The sequence below is a fragment of the Novosphingobium ovatum genome, assembly GCF_009909235.1.
GTDB lineage: Bacteria > Pseudomonadota > Alphaproteobacteria > Sphingomonadales > Sphingomonadaceae > Novosphingobium > Novosphingobium ovatum.
Map to the genome: position 1 here is coordinate 323,014 of NZ_JAAAPO010000001.1, position 17,654 is coordinate 340,667.

At 63.7% G+C, this 17,654-nt stretch carries 11 protein-coding genes; 7 read left to right on the forward strand and 4 right to left on the reverse strand.

The features are described from left to right. The first annotated feature begins 307 nt into the window (after positions 1-307). The 5 genes from GTZ99_RS01420 (at position 308) to GTZ99_RS01440 (ending at position 8,302) form a co-directional block, all read left to right on the forward strand. Positions 308-3,259 (forward strand): TonB-dependent receptor plug domain-containing protein, encoded by a 2,952-nt coding sequence (locus tag GTZ99_RS01420; protein WP_161716499.1) that lies wholly within the window; start codon positions 308-310, stop codon positions 3,257-3,259. 77 nt (positions 3,260-3,336) lie between these two features. Next, positions 3,337-5,436, forward strand: a complete 2,100-nt coding sequence (locus GTZ99_RS01425; protein ID WP_201742332.1) for an alpha/beta hydrolase family protein — start codon at positions 3,337-3,339, stop codon at positions 5,434-5,436. A gap of 113 nt (positions 5,437-5,549) precedes the next feature. Then, complete coding sequence (locus GTZ99_RS01430; RefSeq protein ID WP_161716500.1) at positions 5,550-6,542, forward strand: hydroxymethylglutaryl-CoA lyase; 993 nt, start codon at positions 5,550-5,552, stop codon at positions 6,540-6,542. Next, the gene (locus tag GTZ99_RS01435; protein WP_161717026.1) at positions 6,542-7,729 is read left to right on the forward strand and encodes a CaiB/BaiF CoA transferase family protein; all 1,188 of its coding nucleotides are present in this window, start codon (positions 6,542-6,544) and stop codon (positions 7,727-7,729) included. Before GTZ99_RS01430 ends, GTZ99_RS01435 begins: the two co-directional genes overlap by 1 nt. Positions 7,730-7,921: 192 nt before the next feature. Further along, positions 7,922-8,302, forward strand: coding sequence for a helix-turn-helix transcriptional regulator (locus tag GTZ99_RS01440; RefSeq protein ID WP_161716501.1), 381 nt, complete (start codon positions 7,922-7,924; stop codon positions 8,300-8,302). A 128-nt stretch (positions 8,303-8,430) separates the two neighbouring features. Here the strand turns inward: GTZ99_RS01440 and GTZ99_RS01445 are convergent, their stop codons facing one another. From GTZ99_RS01445 to GTZ99_RS17000, 4 genes are all read right to left on the reverse strand, one after another. Beyond that, positions 8,431-10,101 (reverse strand): carboxylesterase/lipase family protein, encoded by a 1,671-nt coding sequence (locus GTZ99_RS01445; RefSeq protein WP_201742333.1) that lies wholly within the window; start codon positions 10,099-10,101, stop codon positions 8,431-8,433. Between the two features lie 144 nt (positions 10,102-10,245). Further along, positions 10,246-11,310, reverse strand: a complete 1,065-nt coding sequence (locus GTZ99_RS01450; RefSeq protein WP_227711017.1) for a phytase — start codon at positions 11,308-11,310, stop codon at positions 10,246-10,248. Further along, positions 11,310-14,069 carry a TonB-dependent receptor gene (locus tag GTZ99_RS01455; protein WP_320076610.1) on the reverse strand — a complete coding sequence of 920 codons (2,760 nt, stop codon included), beginning with the start codon at positions 14,067-14,069 and terminating at the stop codon, positions 11,310-11,312. The genes GTZ99_RS01450 and GTZ99_RS01455 overlap by 1 nt, the downstream gene beginning before the upstream one ends. 191 nt (positions 14,070-14,260) lie before the next feature. Then, positions 14,261-14,605 carry a DUF4169 family protein gene (locus GTZ99_RS17000; protein WP_320076611.1) on the reverse strand — a complete coding sequence of 115 codons (345 nt, stop codon included), beginning with the start codon at positions 14,603-14,605 and terminating at the stop codon, positions 14,261-14,263. Between the two features lie 121 nt (positions 14,606-14,726). Here GTZ99_RS17000 and GTZ99_RS01465 point away from each other — a divergent pair, with 121 nt between their 5' ends. Together GTZ99_RS01465 and GTZ99_RS01470 are read left to right on the forward strand one after the other, a co-directional pair. Next, on the forward strand, positions 14,727-15,854 hold the full coding sequence (locus tag GTZ99_RS01465) for a hydrogenase small subunit (RefSeq protein WP_161716504.1): 1,128 nt from the start codon (positions 14,727-14,729) through the stop codon (positions 15,852-15,854). Beyond that, entirely contained in the window at positions 15,854-17,653 is a 1,800-nt protein-coding gene (locus GTZ99_RS01470) for a nickel-dependent hydrogenase large subunit (RefSeq protein WP_161716505.1), read from the forward strand. Before GTZ99_RS01465 ends, GTZ99_RS01470 begins: the two co-directional genes overlap by 1 nt. Position 17,654 lies beyond the last annotated feature (1 nt).

Below are 17,654 nucleotides of genomic sequence, written 5' to 3' on the forward strand. Positions count from 1 at the left end.
CTGTCTGAAAATTCCGGCCGAAACGGGTTTAAATCGAAAAATCGTTTAGTGCCAGATGCTTGCGTAGAGTCGTTTAGGTTTTTGACTCAAAAATGCCTTTTCCCGAATTGCTGAGCCAGCGTCATGTTTCCGCTTTGTGTCACTTGCAAACGTGTCAGTAGCACATATGCTCGGCCCATCTGACACTGCCTCCCGAACAGGGGAGCCTGCCGGAGTGGTGGTTGTCCACCCCGACAGGAGGAGAACGGAGGCGATGTCTGGATTGCTGGCTGGGCCAGCGATGGAACAACCGATCAAGGGGGTTTTGATGACCAAGACTGTGTTCTTTACTTCGGCAGCGGCGCTGAGCGTCGCGCTGGGGTTGTCCGCAACGGCCATGGCGCAGGATGCCGCGCCGGTGGCCGCGCCCGCCGCCGCGCCCACCAGCGCGGCGGAGGAGACGATCGTCGTCGTGGGTTCGCGCCTGCGCCGCACCAATTTCAACTCTGCCGCGCCGATCACCATCATCACCACCAACGAAAAGCTGGATCAGGGCCAGACCACGGCCACGGCCGTGCTGCAAAGCAACGCCATCACCGGCGGCAACTCGCAGATCACCAGCGCCTATTCGGGCTATGTGGTGGATGGCGGTCCGGGTGTGAACACGCTGGGCCTGCGCGGTCTGGGCGCGACGCGCACGCTGGTGCTGCTGAACGGCCACCGTCTGGCGCCCGCGGGCGTGCAGGGCGGGGTTGAGGCGGTCGACCTGAACGTGCTGCCCGGCATGGGCATCATCGACCGTATCGAAGTGCTGCGCGATGGCGCCTCGTCGATCTATGGTTCGGACGCGGTGGCCGGCGTTGTCAACGTCGTGACCAAGAAGCGCATGAAGGGCTTTGAGCTGTCGGGCTCGAACTCGATGACGATGAACGGCGCGGGCGGTACGGGTCAGCTCAACGTTTCGGGCGGGTTCAGCTCGGACCGCTTCAGCCTGGTCGCCTCGTTTGCCTGGACGCATCAGAGCAAGCTGACCGTGGGGGATGAACCCTGGGCGCTGTGCCAGACCGATGGCTTCCTGCAGGGCGCCGAAACGATCGATCCGCGCACCGGCGCGCCCAAGTGCTATACCATCACGGGCAGCGGCACCGACGGCGTGACGATCAACACCATCGGCACCAGCACCGCCACGGGCGTGGGCGCGACCGGCACCGGCACGCTGACCCGCTTTAACCGCTGGCGTCCCAATTCTTCGGTGACCACCGGCATCGCCGGTTGGGAAGGCGTGGGCGGCACGGGCGTGTCGCTGGCGGTGCGCGACACGTTCGATCCGCGCATGTTGCAGGAACCGATCGTGCCGGAAATGGACCTGTACACCGGCATGGTGGCGGGCAGCTATGACCTGCAGGCGCTGGGCAATGCCGAGCTCTATTTCAGCGTGCTGGTCAACAAGCGCGATTCCAATCAGGAATCCTACCGTCAGCTGACGATCGACTATCCCAAGGGCAGCCCGCTGATCCCGACGAACCTCGCGTTCTCGACCTTCTATTCGGCGGCTGGCACCTCGGCGATCAACCCGACCTCGGGCACCGGCGTGCGCGCCTTTACCGGCTTTGGCCTGACCAGCAACCGTCAGCAGGTGGAATATTTCCGCGCTGATGGCGGCATCAAGGGTCAGACGGGCGTGGGCGATTGGCGCTATGACGCCTATTTCGGCTACAGCCGCTCGTCGGGCAAATATTGGTCGCAGCAGTTCCTGATCGATCGTCTGGCCCAGTCGCTGTATGTCGTGTCGAACGGTTCGGGTGGGTATAATTGCGTCAACACGGCCAATGGCTGCGTGGCCGCGCCCGCGCTGACTTCGGGCGTGCTGATGGGTCAGGTGCCGCAGAACTGGCTGAACTTTGTCATGGCCGATGTCTATGGCACGACGACCTATGACTATTACACCAACTCGCTGACCTTGGACGGCACGCTGATCCAGGCCCCGTTCGGCCCGGTCAAGAGCGCCATCGGCGTCGACTATTCGTGGATGAAGATCAACGATACGCCCTCGTCCGAGAGCATCAACAGCAACCTGTGGAACTACTCGACCTCGGCGATCACGCGCGGTTCGGACCGTCTGTTCTCGGCCTTTGCCGAGGTGGAAATTCCGCTGATCCGCAACAAGCCCTTCTTTGAAGACCTGACGCTGAACGCCTCGGCCCGCATGAGCGACTATCGCTCGTATGGTTCGGGCTGGACCTACAAGCTGAACGGGACCTATTCGCCGGTGAAGTGGCTGTCGCTGCGCACCACCTATGGCACCTCGTTCCGCGCGCCCAGCCTGAAGGAACAGTTCCAGGGCGCGATCGCGGGCTTTGTTTCCGCGACCAACGACCCTTGCAACAACTACGAAGCGCTGATGGTGTCGAACCCGACCCGTTACCAGAACTGCTTGTCGCAGGGCCTGCCGGCTGGTTTCAACCAGACCAGCTCGATCCGCGTCAACACGCTGGGCGGTCAGGCTGCTGGGTTGAAGGCGGAAACCTCGTCGAACTTCACGGCGGGCATCGTGTTGCAGCCTGAACTGCCTTCCTCGGTCGGTTCGCTCAAGCTGTCGGTCGATTACTACAGCATCAAGATCTCGAACGCCGTCGACAAGGCTGGCTATTCGTACATCCTGCGCAACTGCTATGACGATCAGAATTTCGGCACGGCGCAGGCCACCTATTGCCGTCTGGTCAGCCGCAATTCGACCAACAACCAGCTGACCGTCAATGACAGCTATATCAACCTGTCGAACCAGTGGGTGAAGGGCTTTGACATCCAGATGACCTACAAGCGCGACTTTGGCGCGGTGGGGTTGACGCTGGAGGCGCAGGCCAGCCGCTACACCTCGCAGAAGTTCCAGCTGTTCGAGGATCAGGCACCGACCGAATACAACGGCACGCTGCAGTATCCCAAGTGGACGGGTGAACTGAATGCCACGCTGAAGTACAAGAAGTTCTCGTTCTTCTATGGCGTGTCCTATGTTCAGGGCCAGAGCAGCTACGAGTACCTCGAGGAAGATCCCGCGACCTCGATCTACAACTTCGCCACGCCGGATTACTTCCTGCACAAGGCGTCGATCTCGGTGAAGCTGGACAAGTACAAGCTGACGGTGGGTGTGGACAACATCTTCGACACCTATCCGCCGTCGATCTCGGCTGGTTACTACAGCCGTATCGGCAACTCGCAGCTGTACAGCGCGTATGACTATTTCGGTCGCCGCCTGTACGCCAACGTGACGGCCAAGTTCTAAGCTGTCAAAATACCGGGTGCGGGCGTCCTGTGATGGGGCGCCCGCCTCGTTCTTTCTGGTGTTCGCGGGCGGGCGCCATGCGCGCCGTTTCGCACATCGCCAGTTTGCTGTTGCCTGTTGTGTGGAGCGATCCTGAAATGAAATTCCTGCTTGCCGGCATCGCCGCGGTGTCCCTGATGGCTGGCGCTGCCGCCATCGCCAAGCCCACCCCGCCCACGATCGCCCAACTGGCCGCCAATCCCAAATTCTCCAGCTTTGACGTGTCGCCCGATGGCAAGCATCTGGTGGCGTTGCAGGCCTTTGGTGATGACCGCCATGTGCTGGTCTGGTCGACCGACAATCTGCAGGCCAAGCCGATCGAGTTTGGCGCCACCGACATGCGTGTGGTGGGGGTGCAATTCGTCAAGAATGACGTGCTGGCCGTCAGCCTGTGGCAGCGTTACGATGCGCGGCTGGGGCTGAGCGTGGACAAGCTGTTCATCAACAAGCTGATGTTTGTTGATCTGGACGGGCGCAACTGGCGCGATCCGATCCCCAAGGCGCGCGCCAACACCGATGTCGAGGCGCGCTTGCAGGCGCTGTCCAACCCGCAGGTGCTTTCCAGCCTGCCCGATGATCCCGACCACATTCTGGTGATGTCCGGCCCCGCGTTCGAGGAAGCCGATATCTACAAGGTGTCGGTCCACCGCCCCTTTGCCGAACGCGTGCTGCGCACCGAGCCGGAGACTGGCGACTATATCGCCGACCGCGCAGGCAATATCCGCATCCGCAGCCGCTTTGGCGAGGACAATGGCGGCGCCTATGTCGCGATGGACGTGCGCGCACCCAATGGCGGCGCGTGGAAGGAGGCGGGCCGCTCCTATGTCAAGGACCGCGATACCTTCAGCGTGCTGGGCTTTGCCGATGATCCGAACATCGCGATCGTGGCGACCAATATCGGTCAGGACAAGATCGGCCTGTATGAGTTCGACACCACCACGTTGAAACTGGGCGCGCCGATCCTGAAACATCAGATGTTCGACGCCAGCAACGCCATCACCTATCGCTATGGCGGCAGTCAGGTGGCCGCGCAGGGCGAAATTCTGGGCGTGACCTATGAAGGGCCCAATGGCGGCGATGTGATCTGGGCCAACCCGACGTTCCAGGCGCTGGACAAACAGATCCGCGCCGCGCTGGGCATTACCCAGACCCCGGTGCGCTTTGTCGACACGGCCACCGGCAAGGAGGTGACGCAGAATTATGACGCCACCAAATTCTATCGCATTACCAGCTATTCAGCCGATCTGAGCAAGATCGTCATCCGCGTCGAGGGCAGCGCCACGCCGCCCGAATATTACCTGCTGAACAATGGCAAGCTGAGCCTGCTGGCCAAAACCGCGCCCGAGATCGACACCGCCGCGCTGGGTGAGACAAAGCTGGTCTATTACAAGGCGCGCGACGGGATGAACATTCCGGCATTCCTGACCACGCCCAATGTCGAATTGTGCGGCGCCGGCCCGTGGAAGGCCGTGGTCCATCCCCATGGCGGCCCGTGGGCGCGGGACGAGATGAATTATGACTGGTCGGGCTGGGTGCCGTTGATGGCGTCGCGCTGCATGGCGGTGCTGCGCCCGCAATATCGCGGATCGGACGGCTGGGGCCGCGCACTGTGGAAGGCTGGCGACCGCGAATGGGGCCAGAAGATGCAGGACGACAAGGATGATGGCGCGCAGTGGATGATCGACCAAAAGATCGCCCAGCCCGGCCATATGGCGATGTTCGGCTTTTCCTATGGCGGCTATGCCGCGATGGCGGCGGCGGTGCGGCCCAATGGCCTGTACAAATGCGCGATTTCGGGCGCGGGCGTGTCTGACATCAAACGCATCTGGCGCAAATATTACGACAACGCCTTTTTCCGCGACCGTCAGATGGGCACGGTCAAGGGCCTGAACCCGGTGGACTTTGCCGATCAGATCAAGATCCCGATCATGGTCTATCAGGGCGACCGCGATGACCGTGTGCCGGTGGAACAGGCCGAATGGTTCGTCGACAAGGCCAAGAAGTCGGGGCAGGTGGTCGAGTACCACTTCATGCCCGATTACGCGCACGGGCCCGCATGGACCCGCGCGATCTTTGCCCAGCAGCTGACCTATATCGACGACTGGTTCAAGACCGGTTGCGGCGGGGGCGGGCTGTAAGCGCATAAAACTGCGCACATAATGGCCGTGGCGTTCGTTTGTATCACAAACAGCGTCACGGACCTGTCATCAGGGCTGGCAGAAGGGGGCAAAACAGCGTAAGCGCCGCGCCAATGTCCCATTCTGCTGCCCTTTCCCGTGTCGAGATCGTCGAGGTCGCCCCGCGCGACGGCCTGCAAAACGAAAAGACCGAGATTTCGACCGCCGACAAGCTGGCGCTGATCTCCCGCGCCATCGCCTATGGCGCCCGCCGGATCGAGGTCACCAGTTTCGTCAGCCCCAAGGCCGTGCCGCAAATGGCCGACGCCGACGCGGTCTGCGCGGGCCTGCCCGAACGCGACGATGTGACCTATGTCGGGCTGGTGATGAACCTGCGCGGGGCCGAACGCGCGCTGGCCACCGGGCGGATCGATCAGTTGGGCGCGGTGGCGGTGGCCTCGGACGCCTTTGCCCATGCCAATCAGCGCCAGACCGCGATGGGCTCGGTCGAGGTCGCCAGCCAGATCGTCAGCGCGGCCAAGGCGGCGGGCAAAAGCGGTCAGGTAACGATCGGCGCGGCCTTCGGCTGCCCCTTTACCGGCGAAGTGGACGAAGCGCTGGTGGTCGAGATGGCGGCCGCGCTGGCCCAATGCGGCCCGGCCGAAATCGGGCTGGCCGATACGATTGGCGTGGCCGATCCGGCCCATGTCGCGCGGCTGTTTGCCGCCGTGCGCGCCGTGGTGGGCGATATCCCGCTGCGCGCCCATTTCCACAACACGCGCGGCACGGGGCTGGCCAATGTCTGGTCGGCGGTGCAGGCGGGGGTGGGGATCATCGACGCGTCACTGGGCGGGATCGGCGGTTGCCCCTTTGCCCCCGGCGCCAGCGGCAATGTCGCGGGTGAAGACGTGGCCTATATGCTGGCGCGCGCCGGGGTCAGCACCGGTTACGACCTGCCGCAAATGGTGGATGCGGCCCAATGGCTGGGCGGCGTGATGGGGCGCGGCCTGCCCGCGATGGTGTCACGCGCGCCGCTGTTTCCCACAGGCGTGGTGGCGGCGTCCGCCGCCCGCGCCGCGGCCAAACTGGCCGCACAAAACGATATTCAGGTGAGCGAAAAGGCATGATGAACAACAACGGGGCGCTGCGCGGCATTCGCGTGGTGGAATTGGGCCAGCTGATCGCCGGGCCGTTCTGCGGGCAATTGCTGGGCGACATGGGCGCCGATGTGATCAAGGTCGAGCCGCCCAAGACCGGCGACCCGATGCGCGACTGGGGGCAGGGCGCGGACAAGGTGACGTGGGAGGTCATCGCCCGCAACAAGCGTTCGGTTTCGGCCAATCTGCGCATCCCCGAAGGCCAGGCGCTGGTGCGCAAGCTGATCGCCACCGCCGACATTCTGGTCGAGAATTTCAAGCCCGGCACGCTGGAGAAATGGGGTCTGGGGCCCGATGTCCTGCTGGCGCAGCAGCCGGGGCTGATCATCGCGCGCATGTCGGGCTATGGTCAGGACGGGCCGTACTCTGACCGCGCCGGCTTTGGCGGCATCGGCGAGGCGATGGGCGGATGGCGCTATCTGGTGGGCGACCCCGACCGTCCGCCCAGCCGCATGGGCGTGTCGATTGGCGACACGATGACCGCCACCTATGGCGCGATGGGCATTCTGGCCGCGCTGCATGTGCGCGAAAAGACGGGCCAAGGTCAGGTGATCGACGCCGCGCTGTATGAAAGCGTGTTGCAGGTGATGGAGGGGCTGGTCCCCGAATATGACCGCATGGGCCTGATCCGCGAACGTTCCGGCTCGTTCCTCAAGGGTATCGCGCCGTCGAACGTCTATAGCTGCAAGGACGGCGAGTTCATGATCGGCGCCAACAAGGACAGCTTGTGGAAGCGGCTGGCCGAGGCGATGGGCCGCCCCGAATTGGGCGATGACCCGCGCTATGCCACCCATCTGGCGCGCGGTGAGCACCAGATCGAGCTGGACGCGCTGATCAATGACTGGACCAAAACGCTCACCATCGAGCAGGTCGACGCGCTGATGATCGAATATTCGATCCCCGCAGGCCGCATCTATCGCGCGCCCGACATGCTGGACGATCCGCATTTTCAGGCACGCGGCGCGATTGTCGAGGTGGAGACCGAACGCTATGGCCCGCTGAAAATGCAGAACGCGTTCCCCCGCCTGTCGAAAACGCCCAGCGGGGTCCACCGTCCCGCCCCCAGCGTCATCGGTCAGCACAACGCCGAGGTCTATGCCGAACTGGGCCTGAGCGCCGAGGATCTGCGCGCGCTGGAAGCGGCCGGCGCCATCTGACACCTGTCGCAGAAGTGGCGAAAGGCTGTACAATTTGGTACAGTTTTCTGCTTCTGCCCTCGCCGCTGATCGCCTAATTTCCCCCCGTGCCGACATGCGACACCGGCACAGGTGGGGGACAGAATGGGGTGTGCGGCACAGCTGACAACGGCCGGGCGGACAGGACAAAACACGTTACACGCGCGCGGTGAAATGCCGCTGCGATCGGCGGGCGGGGCGGTGGTGCCGATTTGCGCGCCGCCGCTGTATCACCGCATGTTGTGCATTATTCGTGCGCGCCATGCCGATCATGATCTGGACGTGGCCGAACTGGCCGCCTGCCTGTCGATCTCGATCCGCTATGTGCACAAGGTCATGGCGCAGGCGGGCACCAGTTTCGCCACCGTATTGTATGAGGCCCGGCTGGACCATGCCCGCCGCCTGCTGGAAGACTCCGCCTGCGCCACGCGGCCCTTGGCCGACATCGCATGGGACGCGGGCTTTCGCGATGCGGGCCATTTTTCGCGCCGGTTCAAGGGGCGGTTTGGCGTGACGCCGGGGGCGTGGCGGCGGATGCACGTGCAGGCGGCGTGATGCGCGCGCGGTGAGGCGGTTTTAACGCGCCCATATTGTAGTCATTGACAACAATTTTACCCCGCGTAGGGGCGCCGGTGCCACCAGCGCCCCGTTTGGCGTGATCAATCGCGCGGGCGCGACAAGCGTCAATCGCGCGGGCGCGACAATCTGGGCGGCGTGGCGCTGGGCGCGGGGCGGTGGGTGGCCAGCCACTGCTGTCCGGCCACATTGAACCGCGCCGTCGTCACAGTGTCGCCCAGCAACAGCACGCTGTCATTCTTGGCGCTCCACGCCTGCCACGGCATGGCGGCGGTCGATGGCGATCCCGTTTCCGCCAATGCAATCAACGCGTTCATCATCTGGCGCGACAGCGTGCGGTCCCATTCGGTCCACACGCGGGTGGGGCGGATGCTGTTATAGGCGTCCTGTGTGCCGAACCAATAGGGGATGTCGGCGGTGTGGTACGCACCCACCGTGGCGGTGTCCTGATCGGCCAATTTCACCCCCGGAACATAGGGATGGCGGCGGGTATAGGAGTTGATGAAAACCGGCACGCCCGCCCCGGCGACATCGCTGGCACAGCCCCGCGCATTGGCGGCCAGATTGGCATCCTGCGCGGCGCGGCGGGCGGTGGAGCGCACGTCAGCATCTGATTTCACGGGATAAAGTTTCAGGAACGCCGCGGCATCCGCGCCAAACAGCTTGGTCGCGGCGGCGGTGTATTCGGCCATGGTGGTGGCGCTGGTCAGCGCTTCAAAGCCAAAGGCCATGTCATCGCTGTTGTACCCCGCCACCAGCGGCACATGGGCAAAATCGCCCGCCGCCACGGCGTCCGCCGCCTGACGCGGCAATACGCGGCCATCGACAATCGGCCCGCCAATCCGCACACCCGACACCGACAGACCCAATTGCGTCTCGCTTTGCGCCGCCAGAATGCGGTCGGCGGGCAGCATCCGCATCGCCGCCAACGAGGCCGCGCCCAGCTTTTCCTGCATCGCCACGCCGGTCTTTTCCGCATCGGCCAGCGTCTGTTTGGGCGCTCGCAGGTTGCACCCGCTGCTCATCACGGCGGCGCGGAACAGGCCCCGCGCGGCCGGAGACAACACCTGTGCCGCGACCGATCCGGCCCCAGCGGACTGGCCCATGATCACCACCTTGTCCGGGTCGCCGCCAAATTGGGCGATGTTGGCGCGCACCCATTTCAGCGCCGCCGTCTGGTCCATCAACCCATAATTGCCCGAAGCACCGCCCTGTTCGCGGGTCAGTTCCGGGTGCGCCAAAAAGCCAAAGGTGCCAACGCGATAGTTGAAATTGACGAAGACCGCGCCGGCCTTGGCCATGGCCTCGCCGTCATAATTGGCCATGCCGGACGAGCCGATGGTGAACCCGCCGCCATAGATGAACACCACCACCGGGCGCTTTTGCGCGGGTGAGGCAGCGGCGGGCGCCCAGATGTTCATCGTCAGGCAGTCCTCGGCCGTGGCTTCCTCACCGAAATAGTGGTTGATGTCATGCGGGCGCAGCACCTGAATGCAGGCGGGGCCTTTGCGGTCGGCGTTGAAAATGCCGGTCCATTTGGCTGGTTGCGGCGGAGCCCAGCGCAGATCGCCGGTCGGCGCGGCGACATAGGGGATGCCCAGATAGGCCCTTACGCCAGAGGGCAATTGCGTTCCGGCGATGCGGCCGCTTTCGGTTTGTACCGGATCGCCCATAATGGGCTGCATCGAACGGTCGGCCGCCATCAGCGCGCTGGCGGCGGCCATGGTGACGGCCAAACCCGCCGTAGAGGCCAGAATATGGCGGTAAAGGGTACGCATGCGCATCTCTCCTGTCTGTTTTGCCGACAGGTGTGCGCCCGATTGGCTGATCGGGCAATGGCTGAAAATGAACCATATGGTACATTGTGCCATCGCCCAATTTCATGTCACGCGTGCCGTGCCGTCCGTGCAGGGCCGTCCGTGTCAATGCGCGCGGCGCAGTGCCCGGCGGATGTCGGCCCATGACACCAGTTTGAAGTTCTGCGCATCGGGTGCGTTGTCGCCATCCTGCGCGATGAACAGGCCGTGGCGGTATTGCCGCCCGAAATGGCCCGCCGCCGCCGCGATGCCGTCGGTTTCCTGGGTTGCGCCGAAACGTCCGGCGGCAATACGGAAACGCCCGGCAGGTTGTCCGTCCCGCAGGCGGAACAGCGCATAGGCATTGTCCCCCTGGCTGGAGGCGATCAGCCAACCACCGTGCCGCCCACGCGGCATGATGGCCAGCCCTTCGACATCGGCGAACAGGTGGCGTTGATCAACCGGCGCGAACAGGCGCCCCTGACGGGCGCCGTTGGCACGCGCGTCAAAGGCCCAGATGCCGCGATCTTCCTCGCCCACAAACAGCGTGCGGCTGCGCGGATCGACCACGCAACCCTCGCTTTGGCTGGCCAGTTGCAGGTGGCGCACGACGCGTCCGCGCGCACCATTGCGGGTCAGGCGGATCGCCACCTGCGCAATGGTCCCGTCCTTGAGCACCGAAAAGGCATGCAGTCCGCGCCCGGCGGGCATCAGGCACACGCCATAGGCCTCACCCATGCCGCCCGGTACCGTGCCCAGCGGGCGCAGGCGGGCGTGGGTGGTGTCCAGCCGGTACAGCCGCAGCGCCGCCCGTGCCGGGTCGTTGCGGTCGCTGGCCACGACGATCACGCCATGCCGGCCCATGTCCAGCAGATCGACATTGTTCAACCGGCCGTCGGCGGAATAATCGCGAATCCGTCCGTCCAAGCCATAGGCATACAGGCCCGCCTTTTTGTCTGTGGCGACGATCAGGCTGCGGCGCGGCTGATGCCGGTTGCGCCAGATCGCCGGATCATCGGCCGCGTCGCCCTTTCCAGAGGCGACGGGCCGCGTTTCCCCGCGCGCCTGCACATCGGCCGTGACAACAGGTGTGCCGGTGGGCTGCGCCACCTGCGCCACAGCCGTGCAGGCCATGGCGCAAGTCATCAATCCCGCCCCGACCAGTCCAAAGGCCAGTCCGCGTGCGCTCATCAGAACGTCACCCGCACACCGCCGGAAAAGCGGCGGCCAAAGCGTTCCCACTCCATGGTGTAGCCGCGGGTGAAGGGGGTGGGCGTGCCGCTGGCGGTCAGCATGTTGCCCGGTTCGGCAAAGCGGCGGCCCGGGTTGTTCAACAGGTTCGACGCATCGAAATAGACCGAGATATGGCGCGTCACGGCATAGCGTGCCGAGAAGTCCAGCTCGTCATCGGCGTCCCAATAGGTGTCACCCGCATCGGCCAGCGTGTCGGCCACGCCGTCCATCCACATGCTGCGGCGCTGATACTGCAGGCGCAGGGTCAGGCCGTATTTTTCGTAATAGCCGCCGATGTTGTACACAAGGTCCGACGTCCCCGGCAGGCGGACGTTGCGGCCAGCCATCAGCAAGGTGCTGCCCGAATAGACCGCCGGCTTGTACATGCGGCTGTCATTCAGCGTCAGATTGGCCGAAACGCCAAACCCCCCCATCCACGCCGGGACGCCCGTGCCCTGGATGAAAGGTTCCAGGCTCTGCTGCACGGCCACTTCCATGCCGTACAACCGGCCCGAACCGGCGTTGGTCACACCGCTATAGGTATAGCCCGAACGGTCGATGCCGTCGCTGTCCAGCGCATGCGAGCCAAAGCTGCGGCTTTGGCTGTAAAGCACGTTCGACGCGCGCTTGTAGAAGGCGCCGATCATGAAATAGCCGCTGGGTCGGCGATACCATTCCAGATAGGCGTCCAGACCCCAGGTGCGTTCGGGCTTGACCGAGGGGTTGCCGCCCGAAATCGTCAGGTTGGTGTCGCTGATCACGACATTGGGGCGCATCTGGTCGTAATCGGCGCGCGCGGCGCCGGTGCTGAACGAGATGCGCAGCTTTTTCGTCTGGTCCAGATTGATGTTCAGATGCGCGCTGGGCAACAGCAGCGTGTGGTTCGAACTGGACGTGACCGGCGTGTTGACGGTGTTGACCGTGCCGATGGCATCGCCACGGTTGGTCACATGCTCGATCCGCAGGCCGCCCAGCAGCGAGCCCCAGTCAAAACGCAGCGTGCCCATCGCGAAACCGGCATAGACCTGTTCGCGCACGTTGTAATTGTTGGCGGTGTTGGCGCTGAAGGCATAGAGCGCACGCGCCTTGGCGGCGACGGCGCGCATCTTGTCGATGTCGAAATAATGGAAGGTATAGCCCATCTGCAGCGCGCCGCGGAACGGCGTGGCGATGTTGAACTGGTTATAGTCCGTGGGCATGCCGATCGCGCTCAGGCGCGTGCTGTCGGTGCCCGAGATCGACAGGCTGCGCTCATCGACGATCTTGGTGCGCTGATCGAACTGGAAGCCCAGCTTGAAGCTGGCTTCTGCCCCCAGCAATTGGGTCTTTTTGCTCACCACCAGCTTGCCGGTATAGGCGCGGGTACGGTCAACCGCGTCCAGGAAAGTGATCGAGCTGAGCGGCTTGGAAAAGCTGTCGATGTCGGTCACGGCGGTGCCGGCCGAATAGACGCCGCTGCTGGGATTGAGCGTGGTGTACAGGTTCAGCAGCGAGACGTTGGGATTGCTGAAATTATACGCCACCGTCGGACGGCTGGTGCGGCTGCTGGGGCTTTCCCAGCTGGCCTCGCCCAGAACGGAGCGGTCATCCTTGGACAGGGTGTAATTGCCCAGCCAGTGCAGGTTCCAGCCATTGCCGAAATCATGCTTGCCTTCCAGCGTGTTGGTAAAGATCGACTGCTTGTAGGCGCGCAGCGTCGAACGCTGGCGGATGTCGATGCCATAGATCGTGCCCTGCTGCGGGGTGTTGCCCACGCACATGTTGGCATAGCCCGACCCGGTGACGGTGCCGGTCGGGCTGATCGCGCAGGCGCCTGTGACCGTGGCCGAGGTTTCCGACTGTTTGTCATCCAGGTCGAAGCGGTAGTTGTCGCGCGCTTCGTCATCGGTGAAGATGGTGAAAAGCGAGCGCAGCGAGATGGTGTGGTTGGCGTTCGGCTTCCAGTCGGCGCGGCCCGACATCGACCAGTTCTTGCGGGTCAGGCGGTAGAGCTTGTTTTCGGTCTCATGCGCCCAGAAACGGGTGGCATTGCCAGCATAGGCGTCGTTGGTGACCGGTTCCCAGTCGCTTTCGAAATTGTCGGTTACCATGTCGCGCTGGTAATAGCTGCCCGATATCAACAGGCCCAATTCGCCGCCGCCCACGGCAAAACGGTCGGACAGGACGATCGAGGCTTCCTTTTCCGGACGATCGCCCAGTTGCGCCATGCCATAGCCCATCTTGGCGGCCAGGTGGCGGCCGGCAAAGTCAAACGCCGAACGGGTGACGATATTGACATTGCCCGACACGGTTTCGCCCGGCATGTCGGGCGTGACGGCCTTGGACACGACGATCTGCGCGGCGATGGCCGAAGGGATCGAGTCAAAACGCGCGTCACGGCCTTCGGGGCTGACGATGTTGATGCCGTCGAACGACAGCGTGGTCCAGTAGTTGGGGGCGCCACGGACGCTGATGTAACGCGCCTGCCCCTGATCGCGCTCGACCGCAAGACCGGGCAGGCGGCCAGCGGCCTGGGCGATGTTCTGGTCGGGTAGGCGGCCCACGCCGTCGGCGGCGGCCACCGTCACCAGCGAATCAGCTTTGCGCTGGATCGTCAGCGCGGCTGCCTCGGACTCGGCGATCGGGCGGCTGCCCAGCACGACGATGGTGTCCGCATCATCATTGGCCAGCGCCGGGCTGGCCAGCGTCAGGGCCAGCAGGCTGGACGAAAGCAGCACGTGGCTACGATGCGCGCAAAGGCGCCGAATCACATTATACGACATGGGATGCCCCCCTTGTGTGGATAGGGGCGCGGTAGTCACGGCTTGTGGCAATGCTGTGTAAGTGTTGTGACTGTTTCGCAATGAAATTATGACATTACGGTTATGTACGCTGTCTGGCCTCATGCCCGCGACAGCGCGGGGGCGGCCTAATCGTGGCTGGCCTCATCCGGTTTTTCCCCGTCCAGCCCAGCCCCGTCCAATCTTGCCCCGTCCACCACGCGGTCCATGCGGTCCTGTGTGGCTTTTTGCGCGGCGCGTTCGGCTTTGGTCTGGCCGTGCTTGGCGCGGTTGGCATCGGCCTGTTTGGCGGCCGTCTCGCGCGCCTTGGCCTTGCGGGCGGTGCGCAGGTTGATGATCTGGGCCATGGTGGTCAGTCCCCTTGCAGTGGCAGCAACGCTTGCGCCGGTCGATACGGTGGTAAGTTGCCCCGGCAAAGCGGAAAGCAACTTTCCGCCTGCCGCCGCGCCTTGCCGGTCGCCAACCTGTTCCATACCGCAGGCTTTGGCGCTTTGTCCAAAATGGCACAAGCGTTGCTTACCCGTCCTGCGCAAGTCTGAACAGGCCCATACGCATGTTTGCGTGGTGGCCGACAGGAGGAGGGGGACGCCGCCAATGGCCACCGAGACATTTTACGAAGTCATGCGCCGACAGGGCATCACCCGGCGCAGCTTCACCAAGTTTTGCAGCCTGACCGCCGCCGCATTGGGCCTGTCACCGGCCCATGCGCAGCAGATCCAAAAGGCGATGGAAACCAAGCCGCGCATTCCGGTGCTGTGGCTGCACGGGCTGGAATGCACGTGTTGTTCGGAAAGCTTCATCCGTTCGGCGCACCCGCTTGCCAAGGACGTGATCCTTTCGATGATCAGTCTGGATTACGACGACACGATCATGGCCGCCGCCGGCCATCAGGCCGAGGCGATTATTGACGAGACGATCGCCAAATATGACGGCAATTTCATTCTGGCCTGTGAAGGCAATCCGCCGCTGAACCAGGAGGGCATGAGCTGCATCATCGCGGGCAAGCCCTATCTGCAACAGCTGATGAAGGCGGCCGAGCATGCCAAGGCGATCATCAGCTGGGGCAGCTGCGCCAGTTGGGGCTGTGTGCAGGCCGCGCACCCCAACCCCACACAGGCCACCCCCATCCACAAGGTGCCCGGCCTGCCGTCGAAACCGATCATCAAGGTCCCCGGTTGCCCCCCCATCGCCGAGGTGATGACGGCGGTGATCGCCTATATCCTCACCTTTGACCGCTTCCCCGAACTGGACCTGCAGGGGCGGCCCAAGATGTTCTATTCCCAGCGCATTCACGACAAATGCTATCGCCGCCCGCATTTTGACGCCGGGCAGTTTGTCGAGGCCTTTGACGACGAGGGCGCGCGCAAGGGCTATTGCCTGTACAAGGTCGGGTGCAAGGGGCCCACGACCTATAACGCCTGCTCGACGGTGCGGTGGAATGGCGGTCTGTCCTTCCCCATTCAGGCGGGCCACCCCTGCATCGGCTGTTCCGAGGATGGCTTCTGGGACAAGGGCTCGTTCTATGAACGGCTGACCGACATCCACGGTTTCGGGATCGAGGCCAACGCCGACCAGATCGGCGGCACGGCAGCCGGCATCGTGGGGGTGGCCGCCGCCGCCCATGCCGCCGCCAGCGCGGTCAAGCGCGCCCGCCAAAAGGCTGGCGACCCCGGCGAAGAGGGCGCAGCGCCCACCACCAACGAATTTGAGGGACAGGACTGATGAGCACGCTTGCAACCCCCAATGGCTTTACGCTGGACACCAGCGGTCGCCGCGTGGTGGTGGACCCGGTCACCCGCATCGAAGGCCACATGCGCTGCGAGGTGAACATCGACAGCGCCAATGTCATCCGCAACGCGGTGTCCACCGGCACGATGTGGCGCGGGCTGGAGGTGATCCTGAAGGGGCGCGATCCGCGTGACGCATGGGCCTTTACCCAGCGGATCTGCGGCGTGTGCACCGGCACCCACGCGCTGACTTCGGTGCGGGCGGTGGAAAACGCGCTGGGCATCATGATCCCGGAAAACGCCAATTCCATCCGCAACATCATGCAGTTGTCGTTGCAGGTGCATGACCATCTGGTGCATTTCTATCACCTGCACGCGCTGGATTGGGTGAACCCGGTCAACGCGCTAAAGGCAGACCCGGTTGCCACCAGCGCGCTGCAGCAAAAGGTATCGCCCCATCACCCCAACAGCTCGCCCGGCTATTTCCGGGACATCCAGACCCGGCTGAAGAAGTTCGTCGAAAGCGGCCAACTGGGCCCGTTCAAGAACGGCTACTGGACCAACCCGGCCTATAAGCTGCCGCCAGAGGCCGATCTGATGGCGGTGACCCATTATCTGGAGGCACTGGATTTCCAAAAGGAAATCATGACCGTGCGCACCATCTTTGGGGGCAAGGACACGCATCCCAACTGGCTGGTGGGGGGCGTGCCCTGTGCGATCAATCTGGATGGCGACATGGCCGCGGGCGCGCCCGTCAACATGGCCAGCCTGAATTACGTGCAAAAGATCACCGACCGCTGCATCGAATTTGTCGAGAACGTCTACATCCCCGACCTGATGGCCATCGCCTCGTTCTACAAGGGGTGGCTGTATGGTGGCGGCCTGTCGAACAAGTCGCTGTTGGCCTATGGCGACATCCCGGACAAGGCCAATGATTACAGCGCCGCCAACCTGTTGATGCCGCGTGGCGCGATCATTGATGGCAAGCTGAGCGAGGTTCTGCCCGTTGACCTGACCGATCCGGCGCAGGTGCAGGAATTCGTGCCGCACAGCTGGTACAAATATGCGGACGAGAGCAAGGGGCTGCACCCGTGGGACGGCGTGACCGAACCGCATTATCAGCTGGGCCCCAAGGCCAAGGGCACCAGCACCAATATCGAGGAGCTGGACGAGGGCGCGAAATACAGCTGGATCAAGGCGCCCCGCTGGCGCGGCCACGCGATGGAGGTGGGGCCGCTGGCCCGCTATGTCATCGGCTATATGCAGGGCAACAAGGAGATCAAGGAACAGGTCGACTGGGCGCTGAAAACGCTGGACGTGCCGATCGACGCCTTGTTCTCGACGCTGGGCCGCACCGCCGCGCGCGGGCTGGAATGCCAGTGGGCCGCGCGCAAGCAGAAGTATTTCCTGGACAAGCTGATCGCCAATATCAAGGCGGGCGACACCGCCACCGCCAACACCGCCAAATTCGATCCCAAAACCTGGCCGTCAGAGGTCAAGGGCGTGGGCTTTACCGAAGCGCCGCGCGGGGCGTTGGCCCACTGGATCAAGATCAAGGACGGCAAGATCGACAATTACCAATGCGTCGTGCCCACGACGTGGAACGGTTCGCCGCGCGACAATCAGGGCAACATCGGCGCGTTCGAGGCGAGCCTGATGAACACTAAGGTCGAGCGCCCGGAGGAGCCGGTGGAGATCTTGCGCACGCTGCACAGCTTTGACCCGTGTCTGGCCTGTTCGACCCATGTGATGGGCCCGGACGGTCAGGAACTGGCCGAAGTCAAGGTGCGCTGAC

Bases quoted from the DNA above. Each gene is read 5' to 3' on its own strand.
- GTZ99_RS17000 (WP_320076611.1), bottom strand. From the start codon at position 14,605: ATGGAACAGGTTGGCGACCGGCAAGGCGCGGCGGCAGGCGGAAAGTTG.
- GTZ99_RS01440 (WP_161716501.1), top strand. From the start codon at position 7,922: ATGCCGCTGCGATCGGCGGGCGGGGCGGTGGTGCCGATTTGCGCGCCG.
- GTZ99_RS01425 (WP_201742332.1), top strand. From the start codon at position 3,337: ATGCGCGCCGTTTCGCACATCGCCAGTTTGCTGTTGCCTGTTGTGTGG.
- GTZ99_RS01445 (WP_201742333.1), bottom strand. From the start codon at position 10,101: ATGCGTACCCTTTACCGCCATATTCTGGCCTCTACGGCGGGTTTGGCC.
- GTZ99_RS01420 (WP_161716499.1), top strand. From the start codon at position 308: ATGACCAAGACTGTGTTCTTTACTTCGGCAGCGGCGCTGAGCGTCGCG.
- GTZ99_RS01430 (WP_161716500.1), top strand. From the start codon at position 5,550: ATGTCCCATTCTGCTGCCCTTTCCCGTGTCGAGATCGTCGAGGTCGCC.
- GTZ99_RS01450 (WP_227711017.1), bottom strand. From the start codon at position 11,310: ATGAGCGCACGCGGACTGGCCTTTGGACTGGTCGGGGCGGGATTGATG.
- GTZ99_RS01435 (WP_161717026.1), top strand. From the start codon at position 6,542: ATGAACAACAACGGGGCGCTGCGCGGCATTCGCGTGGTGGAATTGGGC.
- GTZ99_RS01465 (WP_161716504.1), top strand. From the start codon at position 14,727: ATGGCCACCGAGACATTTTACGAAGTCATGCGCCGACAGGGCATCACC.
- GTZ99_RS01470 (WP_161716505.1), top strand. From the start codon at position 15,854: ATGAGCACGCTTGCAACCCCCAATGGCTTTACGCTGGACACCAGCGGT.